20 protein-coding genes are annotated in these 17729 nt (G+C 63.3%); 13 read left to right on the top strand and 7 right to left on the bottom strand.

The genetic code is table 11. The features are described 5' to 3' along the window. Positions 1-24: 24 nt before the first annotated feature. The gene (locus AC1RGE_RS28935) at positions 25-474 is read left to right on the top strand and encodes a DUF4879 domain-containing protein (RefSeq protein WP_015637117.1); all 450 of its coding nucleotides are present in this window, start codon (positions 25-27) and stop codon (positions 472-474) included. 66 nt (positions 475-540) lie between these two features. Then, a complete protein-coding gene (locus tag AC1RGE_RS28930; RefSeq protein WP_065363647.1) occupies positions 541-1092 on the top strand; it encodes a DJ-1 family glyoxalase III in 552 nt (183 codons plus the stop codon). Positions 1093-1095: 3 nt separating this feature from the next. Here the strand turns inward: AC1RGE_RS28930 and AC1RGE_RS28925 are convergent, their stop codons facing one another. Together AC1RGE_RS28925 and AC1RGE_RS28920 are read right to left on the bottom strand one after the other, a co-directional pair. Further along, the gene (locus AC1RGE_RS28925; RefSeq protein ID WP_053160128.1) at positions 1096-1386 is read right to left on the bottom strand and encodes a HigA family addiction module antitoxin; all 291 of its coding nucleotides are present in this window, start codon (positions 1384-1386) and stop codon (positions 1096-1098) included. Positions 1387-1401: 15 nt separating this feature from the next. Continuing rightward, entirely contained in the window at positions 1402-1680 is a 279-nt protein-coding gene (locus tag AC1RGE_RS28920; protein ID WP_011063591.1) for a type II toxin-antitoxin system RelE/ParE family toxin, read from the bottom strand. A gap of 437 nt (positions 1681-2117) precedes the next feature. Here AC1RGE_RS28920 and AC1RGE_RS28915 point away from each other — a divergent pair, with 437 nt between their 5' ends. Continuing rightward, positions 2118-2402, top strand: coding sequence for a hypothetical protein (locus AC1RGE_RS28915; protein ID WP_041774485.1), 285 nt, complete (start codon positions 2118-2120; stop codon positions 2400-2402). 46 nt (positions 2403-2448) lie between these two features. Here the strand turns inward: AC1RGE_RS28915 and AC1RGE_RS28910 are convergent, their stop codons facing one another. After that, entirely contained in the window at positions 2449-3687 is a 1239-nt protein-coding gene (locus AC1RGE_RS28910; RefSeq protein WP_103290660.1) for an MFS transporter, read from the bottom strand. A gap of 572 nt (positions 3688-4259) precedes the next feature. On the opposite strand from AC1RGE_RS28910, the gene AC1RGE_RS28905 reads away from it, so the two are divergent. The 3 genes from AC1RGE_RS28905 to AC1RGE_RS28895 all read left to right on the top strand — a co-directional run bounded on the left by AC1RGE_RS28905 (position 4260) and on the right by AC1RGE_RS28895 (position 6990). Then, a complete protein-coding gene (locus AC1RGE_RS28905; RefSeq protein WP_011063588.1) occupies positions 4260-5699 on the top strand; it encodes a cytochrome ubiquinol oxidase subunit I in 1440 nt (479 codons plus the stop codon). 3 nt (positions 5700-5702) lie between these two features. After that, positions 5703-6710 carry a cytochrome d ubiquinol oxidase subunit II gene (gene cydB / locus AC1RGE_RS28900; RefSeq protein ID WP_011063587.1) on the top strand — a complete coding sequence of 336 codons (1008 nt, stop codon included), beginning with the start codon at positions 5703-5705 and terminating at the stop codon, positions 6708-6710. Positions 6711-6822: 112 nt separating this feature from the next. Next, positions 6823-6990, top strand: coding sequence for a DUF2474 domain-containing protein (locus AC1RGE_RS28895; protein WP_011063586.1), 168 nt, complete (start codon positions 6823-6825; stop codon positions 6988-6990). A gap of 96 nt (positions 6991-7086) precedes the next feature. Here the strand turns inward: AC1RGE_RS28895 and AC1RGE_RS28890 are convergent, their stop codons facing one another. Then, complete coding sequence (locus AC1RGE_RS28890; RefSeq protein WP_041119963.1) at positions 7087-8211, bottom strand: methyltransferase; 1125 nt, start codon at positions 8209-8211, stop codon at positions 7087-7089. A gap of 214 nt (positions 8212-8425) precedes the next feature. On the opposite strand from AC1RGE_RS28890, the gene AC1RGE_RS28885 reads away from it, so the two are divergent. Next, complete coding sequence (locus AC1RGE_RS28885; RefSeq protein WP_019095097.1) at positions 8426-9202, top strand: ferredoxin--NADP reductase; 777 nt, start codon at positions 8426-8428, stop codon at positions 9200-9202. A 47-nt stretch (positions 9203-9249) separates the two neighbouring features. On the opposite strand, the gene mscL is transcribed toward AC1RGE_RS28885, so the two are convergent. Further along, entirely contained in the window at positions 9250-9663 is a 414-nt protein-coding gene (mscL, locus tag AC1RGE_RS28880; protein ID WP_011063583.1) for a large-conductance mechanosensitive channel protein MscL, read from the bottom strand. A 287-nt stretch (positions 9664-9950) separates the two neighbouring features. Here mscL and katB point away from each other — a divergent pair, with 287 nt between their 5' ends. The 4 genes from katB to AC1RGE_RS28860 all read left to right on the top strand — a co-directional run bounded on the left by katB (position 9951) and on the right by AC1RGE_RS28860 (position 14295). Further along, a complete protein-coding gene (katB, locus tag AC1RGE_RS28875; protein ID WP_053160119.1) occupies positions 9951-11492 on the top strand; it encodes a catalase KatB in 1542 nt (513 codons plus the stop codon). 66 nt (positions 11493-11558) lie between these two features. Next, positions 11559-12119 (top strand): ankyrin repeat domain-containing protein, encoded by a 561-nt coding sequence (locus tag AC1RGE_RS28870; RefSeq protein WP_015637109.1) that lies wholly within the window; start codon positions 11559-11561, stop codon positions 12117-12119. A 45-nt stretch (positions 12120-12164) separates the two neighbouring features. Continuing rightward, a complete protein-coding gene (gene radA, locus AC1RGE_RS28865) occupies positions 12165-13532 on the top strand; it encodes a DNA repair protein RadA (protein ID WP_011063580.1) in 1368 nt (455 codons plus the stop codon). 34 nt (positions 13533-13566) lie between these two features. Next, entirely contained in the window at positions 13567-14295 is a 729-nt protein-coding gene (locus tag AC1RGE_RS28860; protein WP_019095099.1) for a hypothetical protein, read from the top strand. 7 nt (positions 14296-14302) lie between these two features. On the opposite strand, the gene AC1RGE_RS28855 is transcribed toward AC1RGE_RS28860, so the two are convergent. Then, positions 14303-14671, bottom strand: coding sequence for a PilZ domain-containing protein (locus AC1RGE_RS28855; RefSeq protein ID WP_011063578.1), 369 nt, complete (start codon positions 14669-14671; stop codon positions 14303-14305). Between the two features lie 54 nt (positions 14672-14725). Further along, on the bottom strand, positions 14726-15187 hold the full coding sequence (locus AC1RGE_RS28850) for a methyltransferase family protein (RefSeq protein WP_015637107.1): 462 nt from the start codon (positions 15185-15187) through the stop codon (positions 14726-14728). Positions 15188-15403: 216 nt separating this feature from the next. Between AC1RGE_RS28850 and AC1RGE_RS28845 the strand changes: the two genes are divergently transcribed. Continuing rightward, positions 15404-17470 carry a carbon starvation CstA family protein gene (locus AC1RGE_RS28845; RefSeq protein ID WP_011063576.1) on the top strand — a complete coding sequence of 689 codons (2067 nt, stop codon included), beginning with the start codon at positions 15404-15406 and terminating at the stop codon, positions 17468-17470. Positions 17471-17486: 16 nt separating this feature from the next. Further along, the gene (locus AC1RGE_RS28840; RefSeq protein ID WP_007937254.1) at positions 17487-17684 is read left to right on the top strand and encodes a YbdD/YjiX family protein; all 198 of its coding nucleotides are present in this window, start codon (positions 17487-17489) and stop codon (positions 17682-17684) included. Positions 17685-17729: the final 45 nt, after the last annotated feature.

The following is a 17729-nucleotide window of genomic DNA, read 5'->3' as shown; positions in this document are numbered from 1 at the left end:
GCGCCCTGGTTTTAGGGGGGATTTATGCGCAGCACAGTGAAAATGACAGCCCTGGCATTGCTCGGCGCGACAGCCTGCTGGCTGGCGGCCCCGGCCATGGCGCGCTCGGCCCCGCCGCTGAGCCGGGTGGAGATTCTCAAGGTGCTGTCACCTTCCTGCGGCCTGGAGGATGTCTCCGACGGCCGTGAACGGACCCAGTGCGATCACAACGGCCCGAACATCAAGGTCTACGTGCTGGAGATCGGCTACGGCCGCGAGCCCCATGTGACCCTGGACGGCTTCGAGGTCGATGGCACCCGTTCGCCGGTGTGCGAGGACGGCTCCAGCTATGTGCCCTGCGGCAACTCGGGGACTACCGTCGGCTATGTCTATGTCTTCGACCTGGCGGGCAAGCAGGAGGGCACCTTCAGCTTTCGCAACACCTCGCTCAACGCCCCGGGCAACAGCCTGGGCGCGCAGATCTACATCAAGTGACGGCGCCCTGAACGGCAGCCGGCAAAGCTGACTAAGCTCTAAAGACCTCCACGCGGAGTCATCCCCATGACCTTCAGAGCCCTGGTCACCCTTGCCGAAGGCATCGACGACCTGCAAAGCGTGACCCTGATCGACGTATTGCGCCGTGCCGAAGTCGAAGTGCTGGCCGCCAGCGTCGAAGGCCGGCGCATGCTCACCTGCGCCCGGGGCACCCGCTTGACCGCCGACGCCATGCTGGTGGACGTGCTGGCCCAGCGCTTCGACCTGATCGTATTGCCCGGCGGCGCGGTGGGCGCCCAGCACCTGGCGGCCCATCAACCGCTGCAGCAACTGCTCAAGGATCAGGCCGCAGCGGGGCGCCTGTTCGCCGGCATCGCCGAAGCCCCGGCCCTGGCCTTGCAGGCGTATGGCGTGCTGCGCCAAAGGCGCATGACCTGCCTGCCCAGCGCCAGCCATCATCTGCTGGGCTGCACCTTTGTCGACCAGCCGGTGGTGGTGGACGGTAACTGCATCACCGCCCAGGGCTCCGCCGCGGCCCTGGCGTTTGCCCTGGCCCTGGTGGAAGCGCTGTGCGGTCGCGGCAAGCGCGCCAAGGTGGCTGGAGAGCTGCTGGTTTAGGGCTCAGCCAACATGGGCCACGATGGGCTCGATCACCGGTTGCAGTTCCTGCTCGGTGTGCCAGATGTCGTAATCGGCCTGTACCGCCAGCCAGACCTTGGCCTTGCCGATTCCGGCGCGTTCCAGCTTGACCGCCAGTTCCGCGCGGATCGGCGCATGGCCGTTCAACACCTTGGACAGGTGCGGGCGGGCGTAGCCGATATGCCGCGCGAGCTCCGTCACGCTGATGCCCAGTTCGGGCAAGATATCCAGGCGCAGGGTGTCACCGGGGTGGGGCGGGTTGTGGATGGGCATGATCCTGCCTCCTGTTCAGTGGTAGTCCAGATAATCCACCAGCTCGATATCCGAACCTACGAAACGAAAGATCACTCGCCAGTTGCCGGACACTACCAGGGACCAGTAGCCAAGCAGGTCGCCCCTGAGCGGGTGCAGCCGCCAGCCCGGCAGATTGAGGTCTGCCGGTTCGCTGGCGTGATCCATGAACGACAGCTGGCGGGCCAACCGGCGTGCATGCTCGGCCCGTATTCCACGAGTCGATCCGGTTTCATAGAAGGCGCGCAGGCCTTTGTGCTGAAAGGACTTGATCATGGGGTGCGAGTGTAAGGCGATACCTTACACGCTTCGTAGCGGTTTTGTATTGCAGAGAATGATCAATAACCTGTTACGAGGCCCCCCACGGGGCGTTTCTCTGTCGCAGCTCGGTTCGACAAGGAGTCAGGCGGGGGGCTTGTGAACGGGTAACAAAGGCTAACCAGCCGCTTGTTGCACCGCCCGTCCCATCACCCCTATAGTTCGCGCCGTCGCTGCCAATTCAGCGGCCGGGTTTGGTCACCCGAAATTAGAAGGCGCACGCGCCACCCTGGTTTGCAGGCACTTTTTCGTGTCCGCACGCTTAATGGTGGGCTGTGCGCGGGACACCTTCGGGTGTGCCGGGTGCCTTCTTCCCGGTTGACCAACCTGTGCACAGTCCGCCACCCATCGTTTGGTCACGATTGGGGCGGTCATTCATAAAGAAGGATCTAATGATGAATACCCCGGAAACTGCTGCTCACTATGTGCCGCTTAAATCCAACATAAGCCGGCCAGGTGTGTTTTTTATCAACGCCAATGCCTCCCCTGAGGCGCTGCACGAAGCCGCCGAGCAACGCATGCGCACGGCTGCCAATCTGCTGGAAACCCTCTGCTGCCTGAACTTCAGCCACGGCGATGTGAAGGACATCCCGCACATCATCGACGTGCTCTATGTACTGACCCAGGATGGTTGCGACCTGCTGGAGGCGGCGAAATGGCGAGCCGCTGCTGAAGCTTAGCCCAGCCACTGAGGCTTGAACCTGGCCGCGCCAGCCCGGCGCGGCTTCAGGCCTTGGGTTGCTCGACCCGTTCGATCATCCGATCGCGCTGGGCCAGGGTCGGGAACAGCTTGATCCAGACGCCGGTCACCAGCAGCGTGCCGACCCCGCCCAGCACCACCGCCGGCACCGTGCCGAACCAGTGGGCGGTCAGCCCGGATTCGAACTCCCCCAACTGATTCGACGCGCCGATGAACAGGCCGTTCACCGCGCTGACCCGGCCGCGCATTTCGTCCGGGGTTTCCAGTTGCACGAAGGAGGCGCGGATCACCATGCTGATCATGTCCGCCGCCCCCAGCACCACCAGCACCGCCAGGGAAAACCAGAACGAAGTCGAGAGGCCGAAGGCGATGGTGGCCACGCCAAACACCCCGACCGCGGTGAACATCACCCGCCCGACCTTGCGCTCGACGCTAAAGCGCGCCAGCCACAGGGACATCAGCAAGGCCCCCACCGCTGGCGCCGAACGCAGCAGCCCCAGGCCCCAGGGGCCGGTGAGCAGGATGTCCTTGGCGAACACCGGCAGCAGCGCGGTGGCGCCACCCAGCAATACCGCGAACAGGTCCAGGGAGATGGCGCCGAGGATGTCCGGGCGGCTGCGGATGAAGCGGATGCCCGCCAGCAGCGAATCGAGGGTGGCCTTGCCCTTGTTCAACGGGGTCTGCCGGGCCGGCAGGTTGAGCATCAGCACGCAGGCGATCAGGTACAGGACCACGGTGGGGCCGTAGACCCAGACGCTGCCGAAGGCGTACAGCAACCCGCCCAGGGCCGGGGCGACGATGGTCGCCGACTGCTGCGCCGATTGCGCGGCGGCCACCGCCCGGGGAAACAGCGCCGCGGGCACGATGCTCGGCAGCAGGGCCTGGGTGGTGGGCATTTCGAAGGAGCGGGCGCCGCCGAGCAGGAAGGCCAGGATGAAGATCATTTCCCGGGTGACGCTGTCGGTCAGGCTGCCGACGGCCAGGGCCAGGGCGATCAGGGCTTGCAGCGACTGGCAGATGGCCGCCACCCGACGCCGGTCGTAGCGGTCGGCCACATGCCCGGTGTGCAGCATGAACAGCACCCGCGGGGCGAATTCCACCAGCCCCACCAAGCCCAGGTCCAGCACATTGCCGGTCAGTTGGTAGAGGTTCCAGCCAATGGCCACGGTGAGCATCTGGAAGCCGCTGGCGGTAAAGATCCGGGCCAGCCAGAACGCGATGAACGGACGATGGTGACGGAGCAGCAGAGGGTCTTGGCTGGGCATCGGGCGGTAGATCTGAGCGGGAGTGCCACGAGATTATCACCAAGGTGTAACCAATAGTTGCGGCCCGGGGAAAATTCGTTAGCTGCGCATCTATCTTGTTTTTCGCTCGAACACCTGGTCGCGAACCCAGTAGCCGCTGCCGCAGGCTGCGAACGGCTCCGTAGGAGGCGCCAGGATCTTGAATACGCCGCAGGTTCGACGGGAAGTTGCCAGGCAAGGCCCTACGTACCGAACGCGGCCCGGCCTTTCGCAGCTTCGCAGGCTCAGCAGCGGCTACAGGCGTTTTGTGTGGGAAAAAGCCGAGAAAACCCTGGGCTTGAGAGGGTGAGGCAAGCTGTCACGCGGCAAATAACCACAGAGTTGCATGGCGAAATTAGGACTACTCTTTCAACGTTGCTTGATCCAGATCAAAACCTTTTTGCAAAGGCTGATGTGGTGGCCCAAGTGCCAGACTCCCTGCGTAGCGATGGTTTAAAAAAGAACGAATCCGAATTCGCCGCACTCCATATCCGTGGGGGCAGTGGGTGCAGGCCTCTGGCCGGCAGCCGGTATTACCTGATAGAGGAAAGCTTATGTTCGGTTTAGAGGCTCTTGATCTCGCCCGAATTCAGTTCGCGTTCACCATCTCGTTCCATATCCTGTTCCCGGCGATCACCATCGGCCTGGCGAGCTACCTGGCGGTACTCGAAGGCCTCTGGCTGAAGACCCGCGACGACACCTACCGCGATCTCTACCACTTCTGGTCGAAGATCTTTGCCGTCAACTTCGGCATGGGTGTGGTCTCCGGTCTGGTGATGGCTTACCAGTTCGGCACCAACTGGAGCCGCTTCTCGGATTTTGCCGGTTCTGTCACCGGCCCCCTGCTCACCTATGAAGTGCTCACGGCCTTCTTCCTGGAAGCCGGTTTCCTCGGGGTGATGCTGTTCGGCTGGAACAAGGTCGGGCGCAAGCTGCACTTCTTCTCCACGGTGATGGTGGCCATCGGCACCCTGATCTCGACCTTCTGGATCCTCTCGTCCAACAGCTGGATGCAGACCCCGCAAGGCTATGAAATCGTCAACGGCCAGGTGATCCCGGTGGATTGGCTGGCGGTGATCTTCAACCCGTCATTCCCCTATCGCCTGGCGCACATGGCTGTAGCGGCGTTCGTCGCCACGGCGTTCTTCGTCGGCTCGTCGGCAGCCTGGCACTTGCTGCGGGGACGGGACAACCCGGCCATTCGTCGCATGCTCTCCATGGCCATGTGGATGGCCCTGATCGTGGCGCCGGTGCAGGCGGTGATCGGTGACTTCCACGGGCTCAATACCCTCAAGCACCAGCCGGCGAAAATCGCCGCCATCGAAGGTCACTGGGAAAATGTCGGTAACGAGCCGACTCCGCTGATCCTCTTCGGCTGGCCGGACATGAAGGCCGAGAAGACCCGGTTCGCGGTGGAAATCCCCTACCTGGGCAGCCTGATTCTCACCCACTCCCTGGACAAGCAGGTGCCGGCGCTCAAGGAGTTCCCACCCGAGGACCGGCCCAACTCGACCATCGTCTTCTGGTCGTTCCGGATCATGGTCGGCCTGGGCATGCTGATGATCTTCACCGGCCTGTGGAGCCTCTGGCTGCGCAAGCGCGACACCCTCTACACCTCGCGCCCGTTCCTGTACCTGGCGTTGTGGATGGGCCCCTCCGGGTTGATCGCGATCCTGGCCGGCTGGTTCACCACCGAGATCGGCCGCCAGCCGTGGGTGGTCTATGGCCTGATGCGCACGGCGGATGCCTCTTCCGGCCACAGCTTTGTGCAGATGAGCATCACCCTGGCGCTGTTCGTGGTGGTGTACTTCTCGCTGTTCGGCGTGGGTATCGGCTACATGATGCGCCTGGTGCGCAAAGGCCCGGTTACCAACGAAGGTGCCGAAACCAGCCACGGTGGCCCCGGCCAGAAACGCACCCCGGCCCGTCCGCTGTCCGCAGCCGACGATGACCACGACGCCGACCACGGCACCCGCCTGAACAAGGGGAACTGAGTCATGGGTATTGATCTTCCGCTGCTCTGGGCCGTGATTATCATCTTCGGCATCATGATGTACGTGGTCATGGACGGCTTCGACCTGGGGATCGGGATTCTCTTCCCGTTCGTCAAGGACGACCGCGACCGTGACGTAATGATGAACACCGTCGCGCCTGTCTGGGACGGCAACGAAACCTGGCTGGTACTGGGCGGCGCGGCGTTGTTCGGCGCCTTCCCGCTGGCCTACTCGGTGGTGCTCTCGGCACTCTACCTGCCGCTGATCCTGATGCTGGTGGGCCTGATCTTCCGCGGCGTGGCCTTCGAGTTCCGCTTCAAGGCCAAGGAAGACAAGCGCCACATCTGGGACAAGGCCTTCATCGGCGGCTCGGTGGCGGCGACCTTCTTCCAGGGCGTGGCCCTGGGGGCATTCATCGATGGGCTGCCGGTGGTCAACCGCCAGTTCGCCGGCGGTTCCCTGGACTGGCTGACCCCGTTCACCCTGTTCTGCGGCCTGGCGCTGGTGGTGGCCTATGCCTTGCTCGGTTGCACCTGGCTGATCATGAAAACCGAAGGCAAGCTGCAACTGCAGATGCATGACCTGGCGCGGCCCCTGGCCTACGTGGTGCTGGCGGTGATCGGCGTCGTCAGCATCTGGACGCCCCTGGCCCACGCCGAGATTGCCGCGCGCTGGTTCACCCTGCCGAACCTGTTCTGGTTCCTGCCGGTGCCGATCCTGGTGCTGGTGACCATGTACGGCCTGCTCCGCGCCGTGGCCCGCAACGCCCACTACACGCCGTTCCTGCTGACCCTGGTGCTGATCTTCCTCGGCTACAGCGGCCTGGGCATCAGCCTGTGGCCGAACATAGTGCCACCGTCGATCTCCATCTGGGACGCCGCCGCGCCGCCGCAGAGCCAGGGCTTCATGCTGGTGGGCACCTTGTTCATCATCCCGTTCATCCTGGGTTATACCTTCTGGAGCTACTACGTGTTCCGCGGCAAGGTCACCCACGAAGACGGTTATCACTAGGTAGGAGCCGGCTTGCCGGCGAAGAGGCCTTCGCGCCTTGCGCCGAGCTTGCGGTCGCTTTCGCTGGCACGCCAGCTCCTACGGGAATCCGGGTTAGGCAGGAGTTGAGGTCATGAGCGGTAAACACTCTTTGCAGGAAATCGAACAGGCGGAAAAGAAGCCGCTGTGGCAGCGCCTGGGTTGGCTGGTAATGATCTGGGGCGGCAGTGTCCTGGCCCTGTTCGTGGTCGCCAGCCTGATGCGCATGTTCATGAATGCCGCAGGCCTGACCACCCACTGATCATCCCATCCCGTTGCCTTGCGGCTCGGTTTCAACCCTCCCTTGGTGGAGGGTTTTTTTTGCCTGTCGAAAAGGCCGCTGTGTTCTGGCGAGCCCTTACTTGCGGGCCTTGAGGATGACGAACTTGGGGGTTGCCGCCACTTGCTCGACGCCGCGGAACAGCCGCGCCAGCTTGCTGTGGTAGCCCAGGTGGCGGTTGCCGACGATGTACAGTGCGCCCCCTACCACCAGGGCCTCCCGGGCCTGCTGGAACATGCGCCAGGCGAGGAAGTCGCCCACCACCTGCTGCTGGTGGAACGGCGGGTTGCACAGCACCACCTCCAGGGATTGCGCTGCCTGTCCGGCCAGGCCGTCGCCGGCTCGCATTTGGGCTTCGCGCTCGCCCAGCACGGCCTGCCAGTTCTCCCGGGCCGATTGCACCGCCATGAAGGATTCGTCCACCAGGGTGTAATGGGCCTGGGGGTTGTCCAGGGCGCTGGCAATGGCCAGGACGCCGTTGCCGCAGCCCAGGTCCGCGACCCGGGCGCTGCCGAGGTTCTGCGGCAGGTGCGGGAGGAAGGCGCGGGTGCCGATGTCCAGGCCTTCGCGGCAGAACACGTTGGCGTGGTTGAGCAGCTCGATGGCCGGCTGTTCCAGGCGATAGCGGGTCGGGTAGGGCGACACGACGGGCTGCTTGTCTTGCGGCGTGGCAATCAGCAGCCGAGCTTTTTTCACCGCCAGCGAGGCCTGGACCGGGCCGATGTAGCGCTCCAGCAAATCACCGGCGGCGCGGGGCAGGTGCTTGACCATCGCCGCCGCCACCACCTGGGCGCCGGGGGCCAGTTGCCCTTGCAGGCGGATCAGTTGCTCTTCCAGCAGGGCCAGGGTCTTGGGGACGCGGATCAGCACCCGGTCGAAGGGGCCGGCCAGGGGCTCGCTGGCCGGCACCACGCGCACGGCGTCGAAGGGCAGGCCGTTGCGCACCAGGTTCTTTTCCAGGGCCAGGGCGCCCAGGTAGGAGTCGCCACTGCTGCTGACCTGGACCTTGCCCAGCAGGCTCGCGGCCAGGGCGCCGAAGCTGTCGTTGAGCACCAGCACCCGGGTGTCGCTGGCCGCTTGTTGTTCGGCCAGGTGATTGAGCAGGTATTCGTCCGCCGCGTCGAAGGCTTGCAGTGGCTCGTTCTGCTGTTCGGGCTGGCGGATCAGGTCGAGCTGGGCGAAGGGGCTTGCAAGCAGGGGCATGGGGCGGACTCTAGGTAATCGGTGAATGTCCCGGCGGTGGGGGCTGTCGAGCGCACGGGAACCCTCGGACAGCGGCAGTGCGGGCTGTTCGAAGCGGGGCTAAATGGTACGTTTTTTTGTCGCTGATTGCCCGCGCTCTATGCCACTACAAACCGCCGGTGTTTCTGCGCGGCGCTTTGCGGGACACTAGCGCATCGGTTTTGTGGAGCCTGTCATGACTGCCAGTGAAGAAAAGTACACCCGCCAGACCCTGCTCGAGGTCCAGCCCTTGACCTCCAGCCTGTTCACCCTGCGAACCACCCGGGATGCGGGTTTTCGCTTTCGTGCCGGGCAGTTCGCTCGCCTCGGGGTGACCAAGGCCGACGGCAGTACGGTGTGGCGCGCCTATTCCATGGTGTCGTCGCCGTTCGATGAGTTTCTCGAGTTCTTTTCCATCGTGGTGCCCGGCGGCGAGTTCACCAGCGAGCTGAGCCGCCTGGAAGTGGGGGACAGCCTGCTGGTGGATCGCCAGGCCTTTGGCTACCTGACCCTGGACCGTTTCGTCGATGGTCGCGACCTCTGGTTGCTATCCACCGGCACCGGGATTGCGCCGTTCCTGTCGATCCTCCAGGACTTCGAGGTGTGGGAAAAATTCGAACGCATCATCCTGGTCTATAGCGTGCGCGAGGCCAAGGAGCTGGCCTATCAGCGCCTGCTGGCCGAGTTGCCCCAGCGCGAATACCTGGCGGAATTTGCCCACAAGCTGCAATTCATCAGCACCGTGACCCGCGAGCAGCATCCGGGCAGCCTCAACGGGCGCATCACCCAGTTGATCGAGAACGGTGAGCTGGAGCGTGCCGCCGGCGTGGAGCTGAGCCCCGAGCACTCCCGGGTGATGCTCTGCGGCAACCCGCAGATGATCGATGACACCCGCGCCCTGCTCAAGCAGCGGGGCATGAGCCTGAGCTTGACCCGGCGACCGGGGCAGGTGGCGGTGGAAAACTACTGGTAATGAAAACGGCGCCATCAGGGCGCCGTTGTCGTATTGCGGGATCAGCCTCAGGGCTTGTTGTTCTGAGCCTTGAGCAGATCGCGGATCTCCCCCAGCAGCTCTTCTTCCTTGGTCGGCACCGGCGGCAGCGTCGGGGCCACGGCTTCTTCGCGCTTGAGACGGTTGATCACCTTGACCCCCATGAAGATGGCGAAGGCAATGATCACGAAGTCGATGATGCTCTGGATGAACTTGCCGTACGCCAAGACCACTGCCGGCGTATCGCCCGCAGCCGCCTTGAGCGTGACCGCCAGATCCCCGAAGTTCACCCCACCGATCAGCAGGCCGATTGGCGGCATGACCACGTCGCCAACAAAGGACGAGACGATCTTGCCGAACGCGGCGCCGATGATGATACCGACGGCCATATCGACCACATTACCTTTGACCGCGAAGGCCTTGAATTCACTTAGCACGCCCATAGGTTATTCCTTGCTACAGATGAGGTTGGTTACGGCAGTGTAATTCAGCAAAAAGCATTTTGCCGAAACAACTTTTTACAGCTCGCGGGGTTATCGACCGATAAAGAGGCAAATAGTTTATTCAAAGTGCCATCAAATCGCGCGCGATATACCCCGCGCCCCACGATATAACCAGTACATTCTGTCAATCGAGCGGTTACGGCCTTTCTATTTATCTTTCAAATATTTAGTCACTAGCCTCTAGCAGGCGCATCGAGATGCGCCTTATATAACTAGAGGAATACAACATGACCGCTTCTCTTGGCCTTGGGAGTCTTTCCCAGCGACGCGTACTGGGCGTGCTTGCCGCCAGTATGCTTTCCCTTTCCGTACAGGCCGCCACGCTGACCCGCGACAACGGTGCGGCAGTGGGCGACAACCAGAATTCGCAGACTGCGGGCGCCACCGGCCCGGTGCTGTTGCAAGACGTGCAGTTGATTCAGAAACTCCAGCGGTTCGACCGCGAGCGCATTCCAGAGCGTGTGGTGCATGCCCGTGGCACGGGTGCCCACGGTACTTTCACGGTAACCGACAACCTCACGGACCTGACCCGTGCCAAGGTGTTTGCCGCCGGCGAAGTGACCCCGGTATTCGTGCGTTTCTCGGCGGTGGTGCATGGCAACCACTCCCCGGAAACCTTGCGCGATCCACGGGGCTTCGCCACCAAGTTCTATACCGCGGACGGTAACTGGGACCTGGTGGGCAACAACTTCCCGACCTTCTTCATTCGTGATGCCATCAAGTTCCCGGACATGGTGCATGCGTTCAAACCCGACCCGCGCACCAATCTCGACGATGACTCGCGGCGTTTCGACTTCTTCTCCCATGTTCCAGAAGCCACTCGTACTCTGACCGAGCTGTATTCCAACTCCGGCACTCCGGCCAGTTACCGGGAAATGGACGGTAATGGTGTGCATGCCTACAAGTTGATCAACGCCAAGGGCGAAGTGCACTACGTGAAGTTCCACTGGAAGAGCCTGCAGGGTCTGAAGAATCTCGACCCGAAACAAGTGGTGGAGGTACAGGGGCGCGATTACAGTCATATGACTAATGACTTGGTAACCCACATTAATAAAGGGGACTTTCCCAAGTGGGACTTGTATGTCCAGGTATTGAAACCCGAAGACCTGGCCAAGTTTGATTTCGACCCGCTGGACGCTACCAAGATCTGGCCCGGTGTGCCCGAGCGCAAAGTCGGGCAGATGGTGTTGAACCGCAATCCGGCCAACGTCTTCCAGGAAACCGAGCAAGTGGCCATGGCACCGGCCAATCTGGTGCCAGGCATCGAACCGTCGGAAGACCGCCTGCTGCAAGGCCGGGTGTTCTCCTATGCCGATACCCAGATGTACCGCATCGGCGCCAATGCCCTGCAACTGCCGATCAACGCGCCGAAGAACCCGGTGAACAACGGCAACCAGGACGGCGCGATGAACCTGGGCCACAGCAGCACGGGGGTCAACTACCAGCCAAGCCGCCTGATGCCACGCGAAGAGCCGCAGACCGCGCGCTACAGCCAGATGGCGCTGGCGGGCAGCACCCAGCAGGCGAAGATCCAGCGCGAGCAGAACTTCAAGCAGGCCGGTGACCTGTATCGCTCCTTCAGCAAGAAGGAACGCCAGGACCTGATCGACAGCTTCGGCGGCTCCCTGGCCACCACTGATGATGAGAGCAAGCACATCATGCTGTCGTTCCTTTACAAGGCCGACCCGGAATACGGCACTGGGGTGACCAAGGTGGCCAAGGGCGACCTGGCCCGAGTCAAGGCCCTGGCGGCGAAGTTGAGCGACTGATCGAGCGAGCCTTACCCGTCACGCCCGCCCGGGCGTGACGTCTTTTTCCGACAGAGGAGTCGCGCCATGCGTCTTTTTATAGCGCTGCTGTCAGTGGCCTGGTCGTTTGCCGCCTACGCGCAGCCTACGGCCGAAGCAGCGGCCGCCGCCGACCCGGTGGCGGTCAAGGTCCAGCTGGAAAACTACTATTTCGATGCCGCCCGCCGTGGCGATGTGGAAATGCTCGACACCTTTATCGCGGCCGGCTATTCCCTCGATACCCAGGATGAAAAGGGCTACACCGCGCTGATCCTCGCGGCCTATCACGGCCAGGGCCCGGCGGTGGAGCGCCTGCTGGCCGCTGGGGCCAACGCCTGCGCCCAGGACAAGCGTGGCAACACGGCCTTGATGGGGGCGATCTTCAAGGGCGAGGTGCAGATCGCCCGGCGCCTGCTGGCCGCCGATTGCAGCCCCGACCAGCGCAATGGCGCCGGGCAGACCGCCGCCATGTACGCCGGGTTGTTCAAGCGGGTCGAATTGCTTGACGCCCTGGCCGCCAAGGGCGCCGACCTGAATGCCGAGGATCCCCTGGGCAATAGCGCCACGCGCCTGGCCAGCGGGCAGATACGTACCGCCGCACCGCGCTGATCCGCGCCAGCTGAGCTATCATCGCGGTTTTTGCCGGGGGTTCAGATGGCCAAGGCCAAGCGCATGTACGGCTGCACCGAGTGCGGCTCCACCTTTCCCAAATGGGCCGGGCAGTGCGGTGAGTGCGGGGCCTGGAACACCCTGACCGAGACCATGATCGAAAGCGGCGGCGCGGCGGCACCTGCCGGGCGCACCGGCTGGGCCGGGCAGCAGGCGCAGATCAAGACCCTGGCGGAAGTCAGCGTCGAGGAAATCCCGCGTTTCTCCACCGCTTCCGGTGAACTCGACCGGGTACTGGGCGGCGGCCTGGTGGACGGTTCGGTGGTGCTGATCGGTGGTGATCCGGGGATCGGCAAGTCGACCATCCTGCTGCAGACCCTGTGCAATATCGCCACGCGCATGCCGGCGCTGTATGTCACCGGTGAGGAATCCCAGCAGCAGGTGGCGATGCGCGCCCGGCGCCTGGGCCTGCCCCAGGACCAACTGCGGGTGATGACCGAGACCTGCATCGAAACCATCATCGCCACGGCCCGGGTAGAAAAACCCAAGGTCATGGTGATCGACTCGATCCAGACGATTTTCACCGAACAACTGCAGTCGGCCCCGGGCGGCGTGTCCCAGGTGCGCGAGAGCGCGGCCTTGCTGGTGCGCTACGCCAAGCAGAGCGGCACGGCGATCTTCCTCGTCGGCCACGTGACCAAGGAAGGCGCCCTGGCCGGGCCGCGGGTGCTGGAGCACATGGTGGACACCGTGCTGTATTTCGAAGGCGAATCCGACGGGCGCCTGCGCTTGCTGCGGGCGGTGAAGAACCGTTTCGGTGCGGTGAATGAGCTGGGTGTATTCGGCATGACTGACCGCGGATTGAAGGAGGTCTCCAATCCTTCGGCGATTTTCCTCACTCGTGCCCAGGAAGAGGTTCCGGGCAGCGTGGTGATGGCCACCTGGGAAGGCACCCGGCCGATGCTGGTGGAGGTCCAGGCGCTGGTGGATGACAGCCACTTGGCCAACCCGCGCCGGGTGACCCTGGGCCTGGACCAGAACCGCCTGGCCATGCTGCTGGCGGTGCTGCATCGCCATGGCGGCATCCCCACCCACGATCAGGATGTGTTCCTCAACGTGGTGGGCGGGGTCAAGGTGCTGGAAACCGCCTCCGACCTGGCGTTGATGGCCGCCGTGATGTCGAGCCTGCGCAACCGTCCGTTGCCCCATGACCTGCTGGTGTTTGGCGAAGTCGGCCTGTCGGGTGAGGTGCGCCCGGTGCCCAGCGGTCAGGAGCGCTTGAAGGAAGCGGCCAAGCACGGCTTCAAGCGAGCTATCGTGCCCAAGGGCAACGCGCCGAAAGAGGCGCCGCCGGGCTTGAAGATCATTGCCGTGACCCGCCTGGAGCAGGCGCTGGATGCACTTTTCGAGTAAGCATGCTGGTCTTTTTTGAAAGGAAGCAGGTGATATGGCCATGAGCGGATTCAGGGGGCGGGTGTTGGGTTGGGGGTTGCTGGGCTATTGCGGCCTGGCCCTGGCACAGCCGGCCGAGGTGCCGGAAGGCTATCGGATTGCCCAGCAGGTGCTGGTGGGCGACGGTTCGGTGCTGGAGGTGCTGGAGGATGTGCGCATCACCCCCCAGTTGCATGCCGATAGCTGGGGCAATGGCCTGGACGCCGACAGCTTTGCCGAGCCGGAGGGGGATCAGCCGAGCGCGCCGTTGGGAGCCCAGGCGCGCCTGGTGTCCGATAGCGGCGAGGTACTGGCGCAGAAGTCCCTGGGCTACCCGATGGCCACCGTGGAAAAGGCACCGCTGAACGGCCTGCCGTCCCCGGCGTTTTTCCTGACCATCGACCAGACCGCTCCCATGGGCAGCTACAGCGGCCCGGCCACCCAAGTGCTGATGCCGGAACAGAATCAGTTGGACCCGGTGCTGTGCCAGGGGGAGGGCGCGGAGAAGCAGCCGCTGGTGTTTGCCCAGACCGGCAAGGCGGCCTGGCAGATCGTACCGTCCGTTGGTGGCGGCACGGAAAGCATCCAGCAGGTGTCGTCCGCTTCATCGATGGAGAACGAAGAGTTCGTTACCACCTATCGCACCTTCCGTTATGCCGACGGCCAGTGGACTGTCGCCACGCGCCAGCAGGCGGGTTACTGGGACACGGAAAGCGAGTTTCCCGAGCCCGCGCTGTTTCCCTGAAAGGCCATCAGATATCGATCAAGGCCCCGAGCTCGCGCTCAAGCTCCTCGGGGTCTCCCAGGTTCAACTCGATCAGGCGCCTGAGGTGCTCGATGGACTCCAGGCCGATGTGCAGGCAGACGAAACCCAGTTGGCCCTTATTGTCATGGGCCAGTTGTACGTCCATGCGCACATCGGCGTCGGAGCTCAGGTGAATGTCGGCCTCGAAGGGGCGCGCCGGGTCGCCCAGCCACGGGTCGGGGCGCTCGATCAGCAGGCCCTTCAGTGAAAGATCCAGCAGCCGTACCGGCCAGCGGTGGGTGCCTTGGCTGAGTTCGGTCCGGGCATCGAAGGCGATGCGTTTGAAGCGTCGGCGGTCGTCGTGTTGCTCGGTCATGGGCTGGCCCTCTGCATGGTGCCCTGAACTATAGACCCCGGTTCGCGCCTGTCGCTACAACCAGCGCCGGACCTTGCGGCAGTAGTCACGGTAGGGCTGGCCAAAGAGCTCCAGCAGTTGTCTCTCGTCCGGGCGGATCACCGTGCGGTTCATCAGGTACAGCAGCCCCGGCAGCAACAGCCAGGGCCACAGGTTGCCCAGCAGCAGGGCAATGGCGCAGTAGCCCAGGGTGTCGCCCAGGTTGATCGGGTTGCGCGAGATGGCGAAGGGGCCATCGCGGAGCAACTGGTCGGGCTGGTCGAAGTTGCTGGAGGTGGTGCGCTGTTGCCGGAAACGCCACATGGCCCAGAACGACAAGCCCTGCCCGAAGACAATTAGGATCACTGCCAGGCTGCGCACGCCGTTATTGACCGGCAGCGGCAAGGGCAGCCAGCCGCTGAGAAACAGCGCCAGGGTCAGGCACAGTAAATACAGGAGTGGCGGTGGCAATGGCGGTTGTTCGGGTGGCGTTGACATGGAGGTTCCTGCACCAGGGCTCAAGCGTGCGACTGTCGGCAAGTGCCCAGGGTTCCGGTTTTTTCCTGGCGGGCGCCGCTCAGGCAGATCGGGAGCAAGAAAAACCGCCCTCATAAGTTAAAAGAAGGCTCTAGACCAACGTGGGGGGTGGTCTTTAAGAGCAGTAGCGCTACACTCGAAACGCGGTTTTTCTATCCTCCTGGCTGGAATAAAAAAATGAAAAATAATAATAGCCTGTTGCGCCATGTTCCTTGGCTGCTGCTGGCAATCGTAGGAGCTTGCGCCCTTGGCGTAGTTGCATTGCGTCGCGGCGAGGCGATCAACGCCTTGTGGATTGTGGTCGCCGCCGTGGCCATCTATCTGGTGGCGTACCGGTATTACAGTCTGTTCATTGCCAACAACGTGATGCAGCTGGACCCGGGCCGGGCCACGCCCGCCGTGGTCAACAATGATGGTCTGGACTACGTCCCGACCAACAAGCACATCCTCTTCGGTCACCACTTCGCGGCCATTGCCGGCGCAGGCCCCCTGGTGGGCCCGGTGCTGGCGGCGCAGATGGGCTACCTGCCCGGCACCCTGTGGCTGATTGCCGGGGTGGTCCTGGCCGGTGCGGTGCAGGACTTCATGGTGCTGTTCCTGTCCACCCGGCGTAACGGCCGTTCCCTGGGCGACATGGTCCGTGAGGAAATGGGCCGTATCCCGGGGACCATCGCGCTGTTCGGCTGCTTCCTGATCATGATCATCATCCTCGCGGTGCTGGCGCTGATCGTGGTCAAGGCCCTGGCCGAGAGCCCGTGGGGCATCTTCACGGTGATGGCGACCATCCCGATCGCGGTGTTCATGGGCGTGTACATGCGCTACATCCGCCCGGGCCGCATTGGTGAGATCTCGTTGATCGGCGTGCTGCTGTTGCTCGGCTCCATCTGGCTGGGTGGCCAGGTGGCGGCGGATCCGGTGTGGGGCAAGATGTTCACCTTCACCGGCGTGCAGATCACCTGGATGCTGATCGGCTACGGTTTCGTCGCGGCAGTACTGCCGGTGTGGCTGATCCTGGCACCGCGGGACTACCTGTCGACCTTCCTCAAGATCGGCACCATCATCGCTCTGGCGATCGGCATCCTGATCACCATGCCCGAGCTGAAGATGCCGGCCCTGACCCAGTTCACCGACGGCACCGGCCCGGTGTGGAAAGGCGGCCTGTTCCCCTTCCTGTTCATCACCATTGCCTGCGGTGCGGTCTCCGGCTTCCATGCGCTGATCTCCTCGGGCACCACGCCCAAGCTGCTGGATAACGAAGCCAACGCCCGCTACATCGGCTACGGCGGCATGCTCATGGAGTCCTTCGTGGCGATCATGGCCATGGTCGCGGCCTCGGTGATCGAGCCGGGCGTGTACTTCGCCATGAACAGTCCGGCGGCCATCGTCGGCGGCGACGTGGTGGCGGTAGCCCAGACTGTCAGCAGCTGGGGTTTTGCGATCAGCCCGGACCAACTGCAGGCGGTGGCCAAGGACATCGGTGAAAACACCATCCTGGCCCGTGCCGGCGGCGCGCCGACCCTGGCAGTGGGGATCGCGCAGATCCTCCACCATGTATTGCCGGGTGAGAACACCATGGCCTTCTGGTACCACTTCGCGATCCTGTTCGAAGCCCTGTTCATCCTCACTGCGGTGGACGCCGGTACCCGTGCCGGGCGCTTCATGCTCCAGGACCTGCTGGGTTCCTTCGTTCCGGCGCTGAAACGCACCGAGTCGTGGACCGCCAACCTGATTGCCACCGCAGGCTGCGTGGCGCTCTGGGGCTACCTGCTGTACCAGGGCGTGATCGATCCTCTGGGCGGCATCAACACCCTGTGGCCGCTGTTCGGCATCTCCAACCAGATGCTGGCCGGTATCGCTCTGATGCTGGGTACCGTGGTGCTGATCAAGATGAAGCGCCAGCGCTACATCTGGGTCACCCTGCTGCCGGCTGTGTGGCTGCTGATCTGCACCACCACCGCAGGCTTCATCAAGCTGTTCGACGCCAACCCGGCGATCGGCTTCCTGTCGCTGGCGAAGAAATACAGCGATGCAATGGCCAACGGCCAGATCATCGCCCCGGCCAAGGACATCACGCAGATGCAGCACGTGATCTTCAACGCCTACACCAACGCGACCCTGACAGCCCTGTTCCTGCTGGTGGTGTTCAGCATCCTGTTCTACGCGCTCAAGGTCGGCATCGCCGCCTGGGGCAGCAAGGAGCGTACGGATAAAGAATCGCCCTATCAGGCCGTGCCGGACGCGTAACTCGAGGATTGCAACGATGTTCAATGACCTGAGTCGCCTCGGTAAATACCTCGGTCAGGCCGCGCGCCTGATGGTCGGCATGCCCGACTACGACAACTACGTCGAGCATATGCAAACCAAGCACCCGGACAAGCCGGTGATGTCGTACGAGGCGTTCTTCCGGGAACGCCAGGAGGCGCGATACGGCGGTAAGGGCGGTCCGAAGTGCTGTTGAAATACAGCGTTTGAGCCACACCCCTGTAGGAGCCGGTTTGCCGGC

Source organism: Pseudomonas sp. GW823-FHT02C05, assembly GCF_058797595.1.
This window is presented reverse-complemented; position numbering and strand designations above follow the sequence as displayed.

Coding starts and splice junctions, on each gene's coding strand:
- AC1RGE_RS28935 (WP_015637117.1), top strand. CDS start 25: ATGCGCAGCACAGTGAAAATGACAGCCCTGGCATTGCTCGGCGCGACA.
- AC1RGE_RS28930 (WP_065363647.1), top strand. CDS start 541: ATGACCTTCAGAGCCCTGGTCACCCTTGCCGAAGGCATCGACGACCTG.
- AC1RGE_RS28925 (WP_053160128.1), bottom strand. CDS start 1,386: ATGCCCATCCACAACCCGCCCCACCCCGGTGACACCCTGCGCCTGGAT.
- AC1RGE_RS28920 (WP_011063591.1), bottom strand. CDS start 1,680: ATGATCAAGTCCTTTCAGCACAAAGGCCTGCGCGCCTTCTATGAAACC.
- AC1RGE_RS28915 (WP_041774485.1), top strand. CDS start 2,118: ATGAATACCCCGGAAACTGCTGCTCACTATGTGCCGCTTAAATCCAAC.
- AC1RGE_RS28910 (WP_103290660.1), bottom strand. CDS start 3,687: ATGCCCAGCCAAGACCCTCTGCTGCTCCGTCACCATCGTCCGTTCATC.
- AC1RGE_RS28905 (WP_011063588.1), top strand. CDS start 4,260: ATGTTCGGTTTAGAGGCTCTTGATCTCGCCCGAATTCAGTTCGCGTTC.
- cydB (WP_011063587.1), top strand. CDS start 5,703: ATGGGTATTGATCTTCCGCTGCTCTGGGCCGTGATTATCATCTTCGGC.
- AC1RGE_RS28895 (WP_011063586.1), top strand. CDS start 6,823: ATGAGCGGTAAACACTCTTTGCAGGAAATCGAACAGGCGGAAAAGAAG.
- AC1RGE_RS28890 (WP_041119963.1), bottom strand. CDS start 8,211: ATGCCCCTGCTTGCAAGCCCCTTCGCCCAGCTCGACCTGATCCGCCAG.
- AC1RGE_RS28885 (WP_019095097.1), top strand. CDS start 8,426: ATGACTGCCAGTGAAGAAAAGTACACCCGCCAGACCCTGCTCGAGGTC.
- mscL (WP_011063583.1), bottom strand. CDS start 9,663: ATGGGCGTGCTAAGTGAATTCAAGGCCTTCGCGGTCAAAGGTAATGTG.
- katB (WP_053160119.1), top strand. CDS start 9,951: ATGACCGCTTCTCTTGGCCTTGGGAGTCTTTCCCAGCGACGCGTACTG.
- AC1RGE_RS28870 (WP_015637109.1), top strand. CDS start 11,559: ATGCGTCTTTTTATAGCGCTGCTGTCAGTGGCCTGGTCGTTTGCCGCC.
- radA (WP_011063580.1), top strand. CDS start 12,165: ATGGCCAAGGCCAAGCGCATGTACGGCTGCACCGAGTGCGGCTCCACC.
- AC1RGE_RS28860 (WP_019095099.1), top strand. CDS start 13,567: ATGGCCATGAGCGGATTCAGGGGGCGGGTGTTGGGTTGGGGGTTGCTG.
- AC1RGE_RS28855 (WP_011063578.1), bottom strand. CDS start 14,671: ATGACCGAGCAACACGACGACCGCCGACGCTTCAAACGCATCGCCTTC.
- AC1RGE_RS28850 (WP_015637107.1), bottom strand. CDS start 15,187: ATGTCAACGCCACCCGAACAACCGCCATTGCCACCGCCACTCCTGTAT.
- AC1RGE_RS28845 (WP_011063576.1), top strand. CDS start 15,404: ATGAAAAATAATAATAGCCTGTTGCGCCATGTTCCTTGGCTGCTGCTG.
- AC1RGE_RS28840 (WP_007937254.1), top strand. CDS start 17,487: ATGTTCAATGACCTGAGTCGCCTCGGTAAATACCTCGGTCAGGCCGCG.